At 61.7% G+C, this 15,505-nt stretch carries 12 protein-coding genes; all 12 read right to left on the bottom strand.

The genetic code is table 11. The features are described from left to right. Positions 1-53: 53 nt before the first annotated feature. The 12 genes from CVU60_01935 to CVU60_01880 all read right to left on the bottom strand — a co-directional run bounded on the left by CVU60_01935 (position 54) and on the right by CVU60_01880 (position 15,500). A complete protein-coding gene (locus CVU60_01935) occupies positions 54-1,025 on the bottom strand; it encodes a hypothetical protein (GenBank protein ID PKN43142.1) in 972 nt (323 codons plus the stop codon). 9 nt (positions 1,026-1,034) lie between these two features. Continuing rightward, on the bottom strand, positions 1,035-1,214 hold the full coding sequence (locus CVU60_01930) for a hypothetical protein (protein PKN43141.1): 180 nt from the start codon (positions 1,212-1,214) through the stop codon (positions 1,035-1,037). 175 nt (positions 1,215-1,389) lie between these two features. Beyond that, a complete protein-coding gene (locus CVU60_01925) occupies positions 1,390-2,067 on the bottom strand; it encodes a TIGR02453 family protein (protein ID PKN43140.1) in 678 nt (225 codons plus the stop codon). A 139-nt stretch (positions 2,068-2,206) separates the two neighbouring features. Continuing rightward, a complete protein-coding gene (locus CVU60_01920) occupies positions 2,207-4,693 on the bottom strand; it encodes a hypothetical protein (protein PKN43139.1) in 2,487 nt (828 codons plus the stop codon). A gap of 14 nt (positions 4,694-4,707) precedes the next feature. Next, a complete protein-coding gene (locus tag CVU60_01915) occupies positions 4,708-5,511 on the bottom strand; it encodes a hypothetical protein (GenBank protein ID PKN43138.1) in 804 nt (267 codons plus the stop codon). Positions 5,512-5,809: 298 nt separating this feature from the next. Next, positions 5,810-8,134, bottom strand: coding sequence for a hypothetical protein (locus CVU60_01910; GenBank protein PKN43137.1), 2,325 nt, complete (start codon positions 8,132-8,134; stop codon positions 5,810-5,812). After that, entirely contained in the window at positions 8,131-8,676 is a 546-nt protein-coding gene (locus CVU60_01905) for a hypothetical protein (GenBank protein PKN43136.1), read from the bottom strand. Before CVU60_01905 ends, CVU60_01910 begins: the two co-directional genes overlap by 4 nt. 442 nt (positions 8,677-9,118) lie before the next feature. Then, positions 9,119-11,314 carry an amino acid permease gene (locus tag CVU60_01900; GenBank protein PKN43135.1) on the bottom strand — a complete coding sequence of 732 codons (2,196 nt, stop codon included), beginning with the start codon at positions 11,312-11,314 and terminating at the stop codon, positions 9,119-9,121. A 261-nt stretch (positions 11,315-11,575) separates the two neighbouring features. Next, positions 11,576-12,859, bottom strand: coding sequence for a C4-dicarboxylate ABC transporter (locus tag CVU60_01895; GenBank protein ID PKN43134.1), 1,284 nt, complete (start codon positions 12,857-12,859; stop codon positions 11,576-11,578). Further along, positions 12,856-13,326 (bottom strand): C4-dicarboxylate ABC transporter permease, encoded by a 471-nt coding sequence (locus CVU60_01890; GenBank protein PKN43133.1) that lies wholly within the window; start codon positions 13,324-13,326, stop codon positions 12,856-12,858. Before CVU60_01890 ends, CVU60_01895 begins: the two co-directional genes overlap by 4 nt. A gap of 84 nt (positions 13,327-13,410) precedes the next feature. After that, on the bottom strand, positions 13,411-14,427 hold the full coding sequence (locus tag CVU60_01885; GenBank protein PKN43132.1) for a C4-dicarboxylate ABC transporter: 1,017 nt from the start codon (positions 14,425-14,427) through the stop codon (positions 13,411-13,413). An 839-nt stretch (positions 14,428-15,266) separates the two neighbouring features. Continuing rightward, entirely contained in the window at positions 15,267-15,500 is a 234-nt protein-coding gene (locus tag CVU60_01880; GenBank protein ID PKN43131.1) for a hypothetical protein, read from the bottom strand. Between the last annotated feature and the right edge of the window lie 5 nt (positions 15,501-15,505).

The raw sequence follows: 15,505 nt of genomic DNA, 5'->3' as shown, positions 1-15,505 counted from the left end.
ATCCTTCACCCCTGTCCGCATGCCCGCAGGATACGTTTGTTGCGTGGGCTGGCTCAGTCCTTTTTACCGGCGTCGGCCAGTTCCGGCCAGACGTAGGCGGCGTTGTCGCGGTCCAGGGAGGCCAGGAAGACGGCAAGGTGTTCCTTGTCTGCGAGGACGCATTCGTGGAAGCGGATGAACGTTCCCGTATCGGATTTTACCCCGAAATCCCCGACCCGCATCTCGACCTGTTCAATCCGGACATGATCCTGGGGCGCCAGAAGAATGGCGCGGATCTCCGCCAGGCATTGCCCGGGGTCCAATTTCTGCGGGAGCGATTCGAGCCTGTGCGTGAGGTCGGCCATCTCCCTGGAACCCTGCGCGATCTTGTCCCGCAACGAGGTCGGTGCGGAAAAGGGCCGGTTCTGTTTGAGGGCGGCATCCAGGGTCTCCAGCTGCGCCTTGAGCAGAACCTCGGACTCGTGAAGCTCCTTGCGGACTGCCTCGTCCCGTCGTCGGCGCTCCGGTGCCAGATCGGCCAGGAAGAGGACCACGTTGCGGGTCAGGATGTCCCGCAATTCGCCCAGTGACGGGGCCGCGGCGGCAAAGTTGTGGTCCGAGAACTCGACGGCGTTCTGCATCACGTCGCGCCTGATCATATCCCCGGCCATCTCGATTCCAAAGACAACGTATTCGTGACGATGCATGGTCAAAAGGAAGTCGCATTCCCGCACATTCGGGTCCGCGAAGACGGCCTTGAGCCTGGACGAATTGCGCAGGGCGTCCAGGCCCTCCTTGCGGGAGTCGAAGAGGATCGGCCCCAGGGCTATCCCCATGGCATTTTTGCGATCCAGGACATAAGGCTCGCCCAGTTCGTCGATCATGGCGCGGGCATGGCTGCAGGCAGTCCGGACAGCATCGGTCAGCATGTCTGCGCAGCGGGAGTCGTGCCGGACGTCGATGCCGTTATCGTCCGCGATGTGTTTGACGAGACCTTCGACGACCGGGTCCTCTGGGCCGTTTTTGAGTCTGGAAAAAAAATTCATGGTCGGCTCCTAAACAGGCTGCGCTGCGGCCCGGCGTTTCGTTTTCCGTCTTCCCCAAGGGCAGACGGACACGCAGACTCCGCACAGGTAGGGGGCGATGTGCTCCGCCTTAGAGAAACGGTTCAACTGGGCCACGCAGGCGTCCAGATCGACCACTTCGCGGCGCGTGGCGAAATGCGAATCCGTCATTTCCTTCCTCAAATTTTGCATACGCTGACCACACGTCGAATTACAAGGAAACCTGTTCGTAAATCTCCCACAGATGAGGGGTATTGTCCATGAAGGGCGGGGTAAAACGGGGTGGTCCGGGAGTTTGGGCAAATGAGAACGCAGAAGCGGGAGGCACTTGCTGTCACCGGCGCTGTCAATATGCTACATCGGCCGCCTCGCACAAGAACCGCATGAAAGGCGCCGCAACGGCGAAGCGCTCGGCCGAGAGCCCGACCAGTGCCGCACCGGTGACCTGGTCGCGCGTCAGGGCGCACAGGCAGATGAAGTCCTTGCGCTTGATGTCCGCGATTTCCGGGTGGTCGGCGGAAAAGCCGCGCGGAGGGCGTTTGAGCGTGTCGCCGGTCAGCTGCCAGTACTCGACGAATGCGCGCTCATCGCATGCGGCGCGCCAGCGTTCGGGCTGTTCGGCGATCAGGTTGCGGATGCGGGCGAGCAGGCCTGGGTCCGGGTGCCAGCTCCCGACGCCGAGGAAGCATTCCTCCGGCGCCACGTGCAGATAGAATCCCGGCGCATGCACGTCCCGACCGAGGGCGTGGCGGAACTGGATGCCCACGTTGGTCTTGTAGGGCGTCTTGTCGGGCGAAAAGCGGCTGTCGCGGTACACGCGCATCAGGGAGCCGCCGGTCTTGCGTGCATCGGCGCGGAACTGCGGCGCGAAATCCTCCAGCATGGGCCCCATGGCGCGGATATACTCCAAGGCGGGAGTGCGGACGTGTTCCTCGTATTCAGCCTTGTGCGTCTCGAACCAGCCCCTGTCGTTGTTGTCGGCGAGGTGTTCGAGGAAGTTGAACGTGGCGGCGGTGAAGTACATGTTGAAGTTTCCCGTAAATCATCATGAGAGAAGGGCCTTCTCTCGATTCTTGAATTTTGCGCTCAGAACACATTCCTTCCGAGCGTTCCTGGCTTTGGTGTTGTCATCGCGCCCGATGCATGAACGTTCCTGGACGTAATCAGGGCTGATACGTGTACTCGAAATACTGGTGAACCGCACCGTGGGCGATGCCCATTCCGCAACCGTGGCCCACGAAACGGACGGTCACCACCTGCTTTTCTCCCTTTTTGGGATTTTTCCCGAACGACAGGTTGTAGGTCGTCTCCCTGACCTTGGCCTTTTTGTCGACCCAGATAGATTGCCACTGGAACCCGGAGGAGAAAAAGATCGCCTTGGGGGGCGGGTAGTTGTGGTCCTTGTGGCGGCCGTCGTAGATTTCGAGGCCGCATGACCAGACCGGCCCAGTCGAGCCTTCCGCCCGGTCGACCTTCAGCCGAATTTCCACCTCTTCACCCGGCGCTGCCGAGACCGGCAGCGGCGACCAGCTTCCCGCATAGTCGAAGACCCAGGTCGCGGTCCGGTCCTTCACGGAGATGTGGATCGTGGCGGAAGTCTCCCCGCCCTGAACCTTGACGGTTTGAAAACGCGTTCCCTCGAGGATGTCCTGCCATGTTCTGGTCAGCATCCAGCGGCCGCCGCCCTCGTCCACTGCGGGAGCCGGGGGGGCGGCATCCTCTTTTTCCGTAATGTCGATCGATATGGAGTCCTTCGCCAGTAACGCCCCGCTCGCGCTCTCCAGCCGGACTTTGGGACGGAAGTTGTCACCGGCCTTCAGGTTCGTGTAGGTGTGGCTCGTCTTTGACGAGCCCCCCGGCGGCACGTCCTCGGAGAAGGACGCCCCGTCGTCGAAATCCCACACGAAGCGATAGGCGTCATCGGGGCGGGCGGCCGCCTCGAACTCGTGGGTGACCTGGCTTGCACCCTCGGCCATTTCGTATGTCACGATGCGCGGCGGCTGGATGGTGACCCCCGCCTCGATCTCCACGTGGGCCGTCTGGCCGTCCTCGATGCGGTAGAATTCCTCTTCCTCGATCAGGGCATGTTCACCCAAGGGGGCGTACAGCCGCAATTTTTTCTTCTCAAAGGTGCCGTCCGGCTTCTCGATGGCCTCAAGCCTGCCCTTGCGAAAGTGCAGCGCGCGCTCTTTGACCGGCTTCCCGTCACGGGCGATGACCAGCGTGGCCGGGCCAGTGTATTCGATTGCAAGATTATACGCTTTCCAGGCCACGTCCTGCCCCTGGTGGTGCGTCATGTCCGTCTCGACCTCGACCACGTACCGGGAATACTCGCCTCCGCCGGGAGCCTCACCTTTCTCGACGCCTTTTTCGGCAAAGGCCGAGGTGAGCTCCATGGTCGGAAAAAACATGTCCATCAGATCCGCATTGGCATGGATCGCGATGGGCAGCAGCACCTTGGCCTGATTGGGCGCGTAGGCGTTGGGGATGTGATAGCGCCCCGTGGCGCCCGCGAAGGAGGCAGCGGATTCCAGCGGGTCGTTCCAGATGGACTGGTCCGGGTCGAACCAGTGGAAGCTGAGCCGTTCCTGCGCCATGGGGACCCGCGTCCAGTCGAAGGCTCCACCTTGCCCTTCGTAGCGCTTGACCCTGCGCTTGATCAGATAGCCCTGGACGAGGGTCGCGCTCTCGTGCAGGTCGGAAAACTGCGGGGACGGATAGGCGTGCGCCAGGAGCGCGTCGTAATTGTTGGGAATGATTTTTGACGCCTTGTCGTGGATCGTGTCCTCGGAATAGAAATGCCTGTTGGTGAAGCTCGCCACTTCGCGGACCAGACCCTCGGGATCCTGGAGGGTTCCGCCGGCGCTGGCCAGGATGGGCTGCAGTCGCGGATCGAGGAAGGGGTCCGCGGCGGCGGCACGGACATGTTCGCTGAAGATGCGCGTCTCGATAGGCTCGTCGAGGGGGTGGGAGTCGTTGCGGACGTGCGCGGGCTGCGTCATGTCGCCCATCATGTGCATGGCTTCGCCCAGGGCCCGGTACGCCATGGCGAGATAGACGCGGCGCTGTTCGGCATGGTCGGCCGGAGCGAGGTTCAGGTTGAGCTTGAAATGATCCGGTGCGAGCATGGGAGGCAGGGGGACGGTTTCATCAACCTCCATGGCTAGCTTGTAATAGGTGAGCCCCTGCCTGAAGCTGAACGGGTTGTCGGGATGCTCCAGGCCCCAGGTCTTCGCGTCGATCCCGGGGGCTTCGTACAGGACGCCGTGGGCCCAGAACTGGTCCGTCAGGTAGGGCTTCACCAGTCCGAGGGGGTCGTAGAAGTGCCGCACCGAGGCATACAGATGCGGTTCGTCGGCCCAGTCGCCGCCCACGGTGATCCACTGCGGCATGGTGAAGGAACCTTCGGCGATGCCGTAATGCCCGACATCCAGGCCGGAGCTGGTCACGGCGATGCCGCGGTACGGCTCCTTGCGGAATTCGTCCGGCAACGGCCCGAGAAGATACTTCTTCTTGCCTTCCATCTGCCTGTAGAAAACATTGACCGCTTCGTAGTTGATCTGCCGATGTGTTCCCTGGTTCCATGCGAAGCCGTCATGAGCGGAAGCAAGAAAAAGAAGAAGCGCAGCGCAGAAAATTTTCGTCCTCATGATCAAGCCCCTTTTTAGAAGTCGGCCAAAAACCAGGTGTCGCCATCTTTCATCCACCGTACATAGAAGGTGAACCCGTCCAGATCCAATGCATACTCGGCGGTCCTGAGCGTCACGTCCTGCTCGGGCTCGGCGGGAGGGCTCAGGAAGGTGATTTCGGCCGATTCGAACAGGGCGCCGAAGGAAGGCATGGCGTCGGGGTTCGAGGTGAAAAGCGCCGCGTACACGTCGCGTCGGTCCTCGGCGATGAGGGCTGTCGCCCCCGGTATGTCCTTGCGGTCCATGGCCTGCCGGAAATCATTCTGCCGCTGTCCGATGGCCTGCTTCTCGGCCTGCAGGTCCGGGGTGCTGCGCCAGTCGTACTCGTCCGTGCCGAGCAGGTCGGAGTCCTGCACAGGCGTCGCAAGAGGCAACGAGACCTTCCGGGCCTCCTGCGGCCCGCCGCCGTGATCCGCCTTGCCGGGGCTGGCCGCGGCGCGGGCGTCTGCCTGCCGGGCCGCGAATTCCTTCATGTATTCGGCCAGCTTCCCCAGGGTGTCTGCATGCCCGGCCAGGGCTCCGGCGTCTGCGCTCTTGGCCTTGTGCGCCAGGGCCTCGATTTCCTGGAGGTCCGCCCCGAGAATGTCGATTCCGCTGCCATGAAGCGACAGGGCGAGCTGCATGAACGGGGCAGGCAGCATGCTCCAGCCGCGCAGGGCCCGGACGGTGAGCTTGCCCTCCTGCTCCAGTGCACGAATTTCCTGCCCGGCGGAATCCGGCGCGCACCGGGCCGAATCCGTCAGCGGGCACACCAGGAAGAAAACGGCGCCAATCAACACCGCCGCAGCCCTTCTCAACGTATGCAAAGTCGACATAGTTTGCCTCTCCCAAGCCCTTTAGTTTCCACAGGGCCATACCTTAAACGCTCTAAAAAAAATAGTTTTCGTTTGTGTCGCGCTAGGACCGCGGAATCCTCCGGCAAACCGGAGAGTGTCGGGCATCATGGATATTCATGATGTGCCAGCGAAGTCCGATGAGGTTTTGCAGGTGTCGTGAAGAGTATTGCGATCGTGTTTTTGGTATGCCTGACACTCCTGCAAAAAGCCGTGGAAGAAGCTGAGTGTCATTGGGAAGTGCCTAAAATCCTGCGCAGGCGTTGATGCGCGCCCTGTTTTCCTCCAGGCAGTCGGCGCAGTAGGTGTCAGGCGTGTCGCCAACGGCTTCTGCCGAATGGGAGTATCCGAAGCCGGTCCCCAGGATGGAGAATTGCGCGCAGCCTGGACAGTACTTTTCCATGCACTCGTCGTGGCTCATGGTCTGGTCGGGCTCGCCGCCCTGGGTGATGCCGGGGCCGAAGTCGCGGTATTTGGCCGTGGTCACGTAGCCGCACAGGGGCACGATGCGAACGAGGCCTTCCTTGACCAAGATGTCCCTGGCTCGGTGATCTGCGATGATCATGTCGCGGCCGTCCTGGCGCACGATGACCGACAGGGAGCCGAGTTTGACCCCTTCTAAAGTCTCGGAAGTGTTGCCCCCGGTTTTGCAGACCCTCAGTTCGGTCTCCAGGGCGATGGCCACGATGGTGTAATCCCGGGCCGGATTGAAAGTGGCTTCGTCCGCGTCCGTCGCCGTTTCCCGGTGGGGGGTTGGCTTGGGCTCCGGCAGGGGAGCGGGTTCAGCCTTCGGTTCGGGAGCCGGTTCGGGAACTGGTTCGGGGGCCTTGGCGTCTGCCATGTTTCCTTCTTTTCCGGAATCATCAGTACCGTTGGCTGTGGAGCCGAAAGCGGGAGGAAGGTTGGTGGGCGGGGATTCAGGGGTTTTGTCCTTGCCCTTTGCGACGGCTTTAGGTCCGTCCTCTGGCGGCACCGGGATGATCAGGGGCGTGCCGGGTACGGTGTGTATTTCTCTGCCCAGCAGTTTTCTGGCGAATTCCGGATTCTGTTGCAGATAGACCACCATGCGTGTGCCGGGATCGCTGCCTCCGGAAGGCTTGATCGCATCCAGGACCTGATACGCCTCAACAGCCAAGAAAATTTTGAGGTACTCCCAACTGAGCATGTCCTTGTCCTTGCCCATCTGCTCCATGGCCGCGTCGGTGCGCTCCTTGGCCTGGTTGAAGCCCAGGGCGCCGAACAGAAATTCCTTGGCGATGCCGCCCGTGGACGGATCACGCCCGATCCGTGCGGCCCACTCCTCTTCCCGCGCGACAGCCGCATCGTATTCCTTTTTGAAGGCATAGAGCTGCGCCAGCCTGGCCGCGTAGCCAAGTCCCTTGAGCAGCTTTCCGCCCAGCCTTTTCAAGGCGGGCGTAACCTTCCCCAGCCTTTCGGACGCGCCCTTCAGGAACCTCGACCCTCTGCCCCCCGCGTCCGCAGCGTCGTCCACGCCGTCGACGACACGACTGACAAGGCCGCGCTTGTTCGACATTTCGGCCACTCGCTGCACCTGTTGCCGCGTGTTGTTGAGCTGCTGGCGCAGGGCTATGGCTTTGCGGATGTCGCCGCTTTTTTCGGCCGTGACGATTTGGTTTTTGAGCGCAGCGAAATCCCTGGCGCTCTGCCGTGCGGCAATATCCGTCATTTTGTTCAGGCGCTGGAAGGCGCGGTCGTTGACCTTGCGAGCGTAATCCACTGCCTCCTTGCCGACGCGGTTGCCCAGTTCCGCATCAAGTTCGGCCAGGGTCTTGCGGTGGATGGCCATGCCCGGGTTCAGGCCGCCCATGCGCATTTCGCCAGCCATCTTGTAGGCCGCCTTGTTGCTGAAATTCAGGGATTCGATGACCCGCTGGCGTGATACGTGTGCGCCCTCGAGGAACTCCCTGGCTTCGTGGGCCTTTTTGAAGTAGTCGCTGGCCGCAGTCACGGGCGTGCTCATGAGGTTGCGCTGCAGTCGCACCGCCCCGCCGGGAAGGGGGATGGAGGTCGATCCGGTCTGGGCCACGCGCTCTGCGTTTTCGGGGTCGTTCATGATCGCAGCTTCGTATCCACCCCTGCCGGTGGGGTTTTCGAAGTCCGAGGGCTTCATGTGGACCGTCAACTCGTGGCTGGGGACGGTGAAGGAGTTGCCATTGTCGACCGTTTTCAGGCCACGCTTGGTCGCCGCATCCCGCATCCGGTAAAATTGGCGTATCGTCGGCGCCTGCGCGTCCACGTCGCCGCCTGGCTTGAAATCTTTGCTGCCGGGAGGTGAACCGGCCGAAAAGAAATTGTCGTTGTAGGGCACGCCGGCATCCTGGCAGAGCGTTTTGACGTCCTGAATGCGTCCCGGGTCCAGTCTTTCCAGGGGTTCGGTGATATAGCGATGAAACGCAGCCGTGCGTTTCGGCCCCTCAGGGTAGCGGTGCATGACCTTTGACCAGCGTTCCCAGAGGGCTTCTTTCTCCGCGAAATAGTCGACGGGTGCGGCCTGTGCCGCGCCGACGAACAGCAGGGCGGCCATCAGGAAGATCAGGAGCCGCTTCACAGGCCACCCTTCACGGCGGCCCGAATGGTGGCCTTGAGAGCCTGGGGGGTGGAAGGGGATTCGTACAGGTCTGCGATGATGTCCAGGGCTTCGGACCTGTCCAGTTCGAGTAGCAGCATGGCCAGCAGGAACCTCATCTGGGGCCACTCCGGCATTCTTTCGAGCTGTTCCTGGTAGAAGTCGATCCCGCGCCACGGGTCCCTGAGCCACTGGTAGCAGGTGTGCAGCGGCACGAGGTATCTGCCTTCGGCAGGATCGGTCTGCCGGGCAACGAGTGTTTCATAGACGGTGGCCGCCTTGTGCGGCGCCATCAGGAGTATGGAGGTCTCGGCCAGACTCTCCAGGGTCGCGTCGTCGTACGGGTTGAGATGCGCCGCCACGTCGAGGTGGAAGTCGGCCATGGTGCCGAAGACGATGCGGGCGGGATTGTCTTCCATTTGTCTGGCGAGGAAGAGATAGGCCATGCCCGCCTGTTTGCGGGCCTTGGCATCGGTGGGGTTTCTTTCCGCTTCAGAAATCAGTTCATCGATCACCTCGGCCATCTCTGTCGCCGGTGCAGGTAACGGCAGGGCTGTCATAAGACAAAATAGCCCAAGCAGTATGAAATATTTGTATTTCACTGACTGTTTCATGTGCCGTTTTCCCATTCAACTTGTGCAAAATAAGGTGATGATTATTCGATATATTATGAATTTATAAATCATTATATTCATTTTTTCAACACAAATTCAGACATGCGATGGTATGCACGATTTAAATAAGATTCGGAAAAAGAATGCTATGTTATAGCTTGATTCGGGAGTGGACAAGATGGGTTGGACCAATGGAAGGAGCTGACATGGGTGCGGATCGTCGGCCGCCACAAGTCCACGCCGACAGTGAAATCTTGCGGGACCGTGACGGGGCGGAAAGGCGAAACACGGCGGCCGGGTAGCGGATGCTTCTGCCGGACGACAAAAGCCGGGTCTCTTGAGCGGTCGAGGCTTACGCGCTGAGAGACACATCCCCCGCGTTGTAGACCAGGATGATATCCCCAGGCAGGTCCGAGACGGGCTGGAGCCGAGCGTTGATCTCCCTGACCATGTTTTCCTCGGGCGGTTCGAAGCCGGCAAAAAGGACGGCCGAGGGTTCCATGGCCTCGCGCACGGCTTCGAGGGGCGTGTCCGTTGGGACAACGATGATTTCGGCGGCGATGCGGGCATTGGCGAGCAGCTCCCGCATCTCGGTTTCGATGTTCTCCGCGTCGGCCTTGCGCGGCACCGGGCGGATGACGCGCAGGGGCTGGTCTTTCCACAGGCCGTTGGTTTTCAGCAGGTAGGCCAGCAGAAGCATGAGGGCGCCGCTCTTCTTGTCGCTCCACCAGATGTTCACGTTTCCTTCGATGGCCTCGGTCCGTTCCTCCTGACCGCTGGCCACGATGAGCAGGCTGCGCTTCATGCGCCTGGCGATGTCCAGGGTCGCCGCGAAGACGCCGGCGTTCTCGGGGTCCGAACTCCAGCCAAGCATGACGGTGTTGGGCCGCATACCGCCCAGCCCGTGGCATTGCAGCAGGGCCTTGACGGCTCCGTGGACCGTTTCCTCGACTACGACCACGGGGAAGGCCGGGAACTCCTCCTTTTGCAGAAAGGCGCGCATGATGGCCTCCGCATCGTTCCTGCGTTCGAGGAATTCCTCAAGCTCCCCGTGGATGACCTGTCCCACGGAGACCACGCCGCGTCCGGCCGTCAGCCAGCAGGCGTACTCGCACAGGTGTAGCCGGCTTTTCCCGGCACCGGCCAGAACAAGGATGGACGGCCTCCAGTTCTTGGGGTGGTAGCGTTCCCTTTCCAGCTTGAGCAGGGCCTTGCGGGCCTGATGGTAGGCCAGGCCGCTGTCCACGTCGCCCCACCTGACCTGGATTTCGGCCCGGGCGATGACGTAGTAGAGGATTCCGGCCAGCGCCATGGACACCACTGCCCATGCGGGAGCGATGAGCACCATCACCCCCAGGCAGCCGACCGCTCCCAGCAGCGATACGGACCAGTGGTTGAAACGGAATGTGGGCCGGAAGCTCGGGTTCCTGATGAAGCCTTCGTAGAAGCAGGCCAGATTCATGGTGCCGTAGGTCAGCAGGAAGAACATGGTGATGACGGGTGCGATCGTATCCAGGTCCCCGGCCAGGACCCCGGCCTGTGAGATCAGGAAGGTCAGCACGATGGCGCGGCGCGGCTCGCCCGCTGATCCGCTGCCTTGGCCGAACCAGCGCAGCCTGCGGAAGACGTTGTCGCGGGCGAAGGCCTGCAGGATGCGTGGTGCGCCCATCATGCTGCCCAGGGCCGAGGACAGGGTGGCGCAGATGACCCCGGCGTAAACCAGGGCGGGCCAGATGGCACGCTCCTGCATGACGAATCCGTCACCGAGCAGTTCATGGCGCGGCGTGCTGGCTGCCAGAGCCACGGCGATGCCGAGGTAGATGGCGGCCGAGACGAAGATGCTCAGGAAGGTGCCGCGTGGGATGGATGCGCTGGGGTTCTGCAGATCCCCGGACATGTTCACGCCGGCCATGATGCCCGTGACGGCAGGGAAGAAGAGGGCGAAGACGGGAAAGAAGGTGTACCCGGGCTGCCAATTCGGGCTCAGGTTGCCTTGCAGCGTCTGCAGCGACCCGGCGTCCAGCGCGCCCGCCAGAAAGGAGGCTACGGAAACCAGAAGCACGGCCAGGATCGCGTACTGCAGGCGGATGGTCCAGCCCGCCCCGATGTAGACGCTGGCAAAGACCAGGCAGTTGGTGATGGTCGCCACGGCGCTGAAGGTCAGGGGCAGGTCCGGGAAGGCCGAGAAGAGCGCTTCAGTGAAGCCCACGACATACAGGGTCACGGCCACGGCTTGGGCCACGTAGAAGAAGACAGCGATGACGCCGCCAAACTCGACGCCGAGGCTGCGGCTGATGAGGAAGTAGGCCCCGCCGCCACGGACGCGCATGTTGGTCGCCACGGAACTGATGGACATGCCCGTGATGACGGAGATGGCCTTGGCTCCGGCCAGGATGGCCAGCGTGTTCCAGAGTCCCGCGTAACCCACCACGGTGGCGAAGCGCAGGAACATGATCACGCCGAGGATGGTCAGCAGGCTTGGCGTGAAGACGCCGCCGAAGGTGCCGAATTTCTTTGACAGTGCGTTTGACTGGGCGGTTTCGTTCATGTGTCCGTTGGAGCGTTGCGGTTGAGGTGCAGATTCCCGATGCCCGCCGTTTCACAAGGGAGCTGTGTCCTTCAGCGTGGCGCTTGCGCGAATCTCGGCAATTCGATTTGGACGCTAGCACATGTTCTAAACGTCAGTCATGCACAACATTTACGGACCGGAGGGCGTGAGCTCGCTCAGCGTCCTCGCTGGAGCCGGTTCATGGGGTTCTCTGCAGACCTCTCCCCGCGCAGGGCGGCGTCATTACTCCGGCATTCCCCGTTACAGATACCCCAGATATCCCGGCACCATCAGCGCCAGTTGCGGCACGAAGAGCACCAGCAGCATGGCGATGGTCATGGCCAGCACGAACCACATCACCCAGGGCACGGTCTCCTCGATGCTGATGTCCGCGATGCGCGTTGTGACCATGAGGTTCAGGGCCAGGGGCGGCGTGAACTGCCCGATGGCCAGGCTCATGGTCATGATCACGCCGAACCACACGGCGTTCCAGCCGAAATGGCTCATGACGGGCAGCAGGATGGGGATGAAAATGAACAGGATGGACACGCCGTCCAGGAACATGCCGGCGATGACCAGCACCAGCGTCACGGCCAGCAGGGTGACGTTTTCGTTGGAGGAGAAGCCGATGAGGGCGTTGCCCATGGCCTCGAAGGCCCCCAGCGTGCTTCCGGCCCAGGCGAAGACCGAGGACAGGGCGATGATGAGCATGACCACGGCCGACACTTCGGCCGACTCCACCAGCAAATCGTACATGCTGCGCAGGGTCAGGGTGCGGTAGATGAAGAAGCCGACGAACAGACCGTAGAAGACCGCTGCCACGGCGGCCTCGGTGGGCGTGAAATAGCCCGAGCGGATGCCGCCCAGGATGATGGCCGGCGCGAGCAGGCCCCAGATGGCCTCCTTGAAGGCGATGAGGATGCTGCCGCAGGACGCGCCCTCGTCCACAAGGCCGAAGCCGTGGCGTACGGACAGGGCCCAGGCCGGGATGACCAGGGCCAGGCCGGCCAGAAAGCCGGGGATGAGGCCGGCGGCGAACAGGGCCGGCACCGAGGCCTGGGGCACGAGCACGCTGTAGAGAATGAAGGCGATGGACGGCGGGATGAGGATGGCCGTGGAGCCGGCGGCGGCAATGAGGCTCGACGAGAAGGCCTTGGGATAGCCGGCGGCGGCCATGCCGGGGATCATGACCATGGCCACGGCCGCGGCGTCGGCCGGACCGGATCCGGAGATGCCGCCCAGGACCATGCAGACCATGATGGCCGCGATGGCCAGGCCGCCGCGCAGGGGGCCGACCAGGGCCACGGTGAAGTTGACCAGCCGCAGGGCCACGCCCGAGCGCTCGAAGACCATGCCCGCGAAGACGAACATTGGGATCGCCAGCAGCGGGTACTTGGCCACGCCGGTGTAGACGCTGATGGGCACGGACAGGAGGCCCAGCTTTGCGGCGGCGATGGCCATGGCGCCGGACAGGCCCATGGCCGTGGCCAACGGTACGCCGATGAGCATCATGACCGCGAAGAGTCCGAAAAGAAGGAGAGTCATGCCTGCCCCCTGCGAGTGAAAAGAAACAGGACCAGGCGCAGCACGATTACGGCCGAGAAGAACGGCAGCCAGCCGCTGTACCACCACTGCGGCACACCCAGGGCGGGCGAGGTCACCTCGTAGGCATAGTCGTCCCAGGCGGTCATGGCGCCAAGCCATGCCAAAAGGGCGAACATGGCCACATTGCAGGCCCAGGCCAGGGCGCCGCAGATCCTTCGGCCTCCGGATGGCAGGGCGTTGACGAAGAGGGTGATGCTCACGTGCCGGCCTTCGGCAAAGGCCGACACGGCCCCAACCAGGGTCAGGACCATGAGCAGGAAGACAGAGACCTCCTCGGTCATGGCGAATGAGATGTTGGTCAGGTAGCGCATGAGCACGTTGGCTCCGGTGATGATGGTCAGCGCAGCCATGACCATTGCGGCCAGGGCCCGTTCGATGCGGGCCGGCTGTTTCTTGGCGGGTTCCATGGACAATCCTTGGCGTTGGTGGAGCAAAGTGGGGGAGGCCCCGGCATCGCGGAAAAGGCCCGCCTTGGGGGCGGGCCGTCCAATCTAGCGGGATGCGGCGATGGCGTCCTCGGCCTTCTTGACCAGATCCTTGCCTACAACTTCCGCCCACTTCTCGAATACGGGGCGGGTGGCCTCCTGGAAGGGCTTGCGCTGTTCCTCGGTCAAACGGGTGATGGTCACGCCGTTTTTCTCGATCTCTTTCAGCAGGGAGTCGTCCTCGGGAGTGATGCCCGTGCGTGCGTCGATCAGGTTTTCGGCGGCGGCCTGTTTGGCGGCTTCGGCCACGATGGCGCGGTCGGCCTCGGTCCATTCGCTCCAGACGCTCTTGCTGACCACGTAGAACAGCGGGTCGGCCATGTAGCCCCACAGGGTCAGGTACTTCTGCTCGACGGTGTGCAGCTTGGCGGCGTTGAACACGGACAGGGGGTTCTCCTGGCCGTCCACGGCCTTGGTGGCCAGGGCGGGCTGCGCGTCGGCCCAGCTCATCTGGGTCGGGTTGGCACCCAGGGCCGTGAAGCCGTCGATGAAGATGGGCGAGCCGACCACGCGGATCTTGAGGCCCTTCAGGTCGGCCGGGGAGGTGATGTTCACCTTGGAGTTAGACAGCTCGCGCCAGCCGTTCTCGCCGATGGCCAGCGGCACGACGCCCTGTTTTTCAAGGATGGCGAAGAGGTCTTCGGCCACGGGCCCAGTGATCAGGGCGTCGAAGGCCTTGGCGTCGGGCATCAGGAAGGGCAGGGAAAACAGGTTGAGCTGCTTGATCTGCGGGGACCAGTTGATGGACGAGCCGACGGCCAGATCGATGACGCCCTGGCGGATGGCCGTGAATTCCTTGGTCTGGTCGCCGCCGACGAGGCTGGTGCCGGGGTAGACCTTGATATTGATGCGGCCTTCGGTCTTTTCGCGGACCAGGTTGGCCCAGCGTTCGGCAGCACGGCCCCAGGGAAAGGCGGGTCCAAGTACCGTGGACAGACGATATTCCGATTTATACTCTGCCGCGCAAACCGTGAGCGAGGGCAGGATCAGACACAACACGATCAGGAAAACGCACTTCTTCATGCTCAATACCCCTGTTGAAAACGGTAGTTGGTTGGAGGATGACATGGTTTTTCGCCAGACTGCAAACTCTTGTGAAGTCAGCGGCCTTGCGGCTCCGTTCTACGCCGGCCGTCCTGTAGGAAAGCGCGCACAGTGCCACCTGGCACAGGGAGAACATGCGGCGCCACTGTAATGGCGCGTTACCGATAATCGTTTTCGGAACGGCAGTTTAGTCGCGTGAAACGGAAAACGTCAAGCTGATGGGACGCTGTTTCGTCAAATATCCGCCGGCAGGGGGTGGGGCCTGTTCTGCGTGCGTCGGCCCGGACAACGTTTGTTGGGATGGAAGTTTTTTAGAATCCGCAGGCTGCGCCCAAGCATCATCGGTGGCGTTTTTTTGTTCAGGATCAGGCATTCGGGTAGAAAATGGCAAATGCTGAAAAAAACGTCACACTTCCGAGCACTCGAGATCATTTCAGGCAGAGGGGGGAGCCGTAGGGAGGCTTCGTGGCGATGACTGCTGTGTCCTTGACAATTGAGTACTGAATGCGTGCTGCTGCTAATTGTTAATGAGTATTTGAATGTCTTTTTTAATTAGTATCTCTCTGTATTTATTGATATAAACTCTTACAGTTGCTGATAAACCTAAGCAAAAATGATAGTCAACCGGGAAACAAAGGGAGGGTTTTCTCATGACTATCTATGCTTGCCCGAAATGCGGGTTGCATTTTGCGGATGACCGCAAGGGAATATGTGCCGTCTGCATCAGGGAGAGACGTCTGCGGCGTTTTGTGGCCACTTTTCTCATAACTCCGGTTTGTGTTGCCGTTGCCGTGATCGCCATGGGTCTGCCTTTGTAATCAGGGGCATGGGCCTTTGGTCGTCTTGAGCGGACAGCCTTGTTTGCTGCACGGTTCGGCGGGCGCATGCGCACTGGGTTCATTCCCGCTGCCCGAAAATCCAAGGGGATAATCAATCGGTGGAGTGGCATCTTTGAAATACCCTGGAATGCGTGAGTTGACGTGCCGGAAGTCCCCCTTGAGCCGTCCGTCAATGAAAAGCGGCATGGCGCCGGAAGTCTGTCCCGGCGCCATGTGTG

The sequence above is a fragment of the Deltaproteobacteria bacterium HGW-Deltaproteobacteria-18 genome (assembly GCA_002841885.1).
In the GTDB taxonomy this organism is placed as follows: domain Bacteria; phylum Desulfobacterota; class Desulfovibrionia; order Desulfovibrionales; family Desulfomicrobiaceae; genus Desulfomicrobium.
This window is presented reverse-complemented; position numbering and strand designations above follow the sequence as displayed.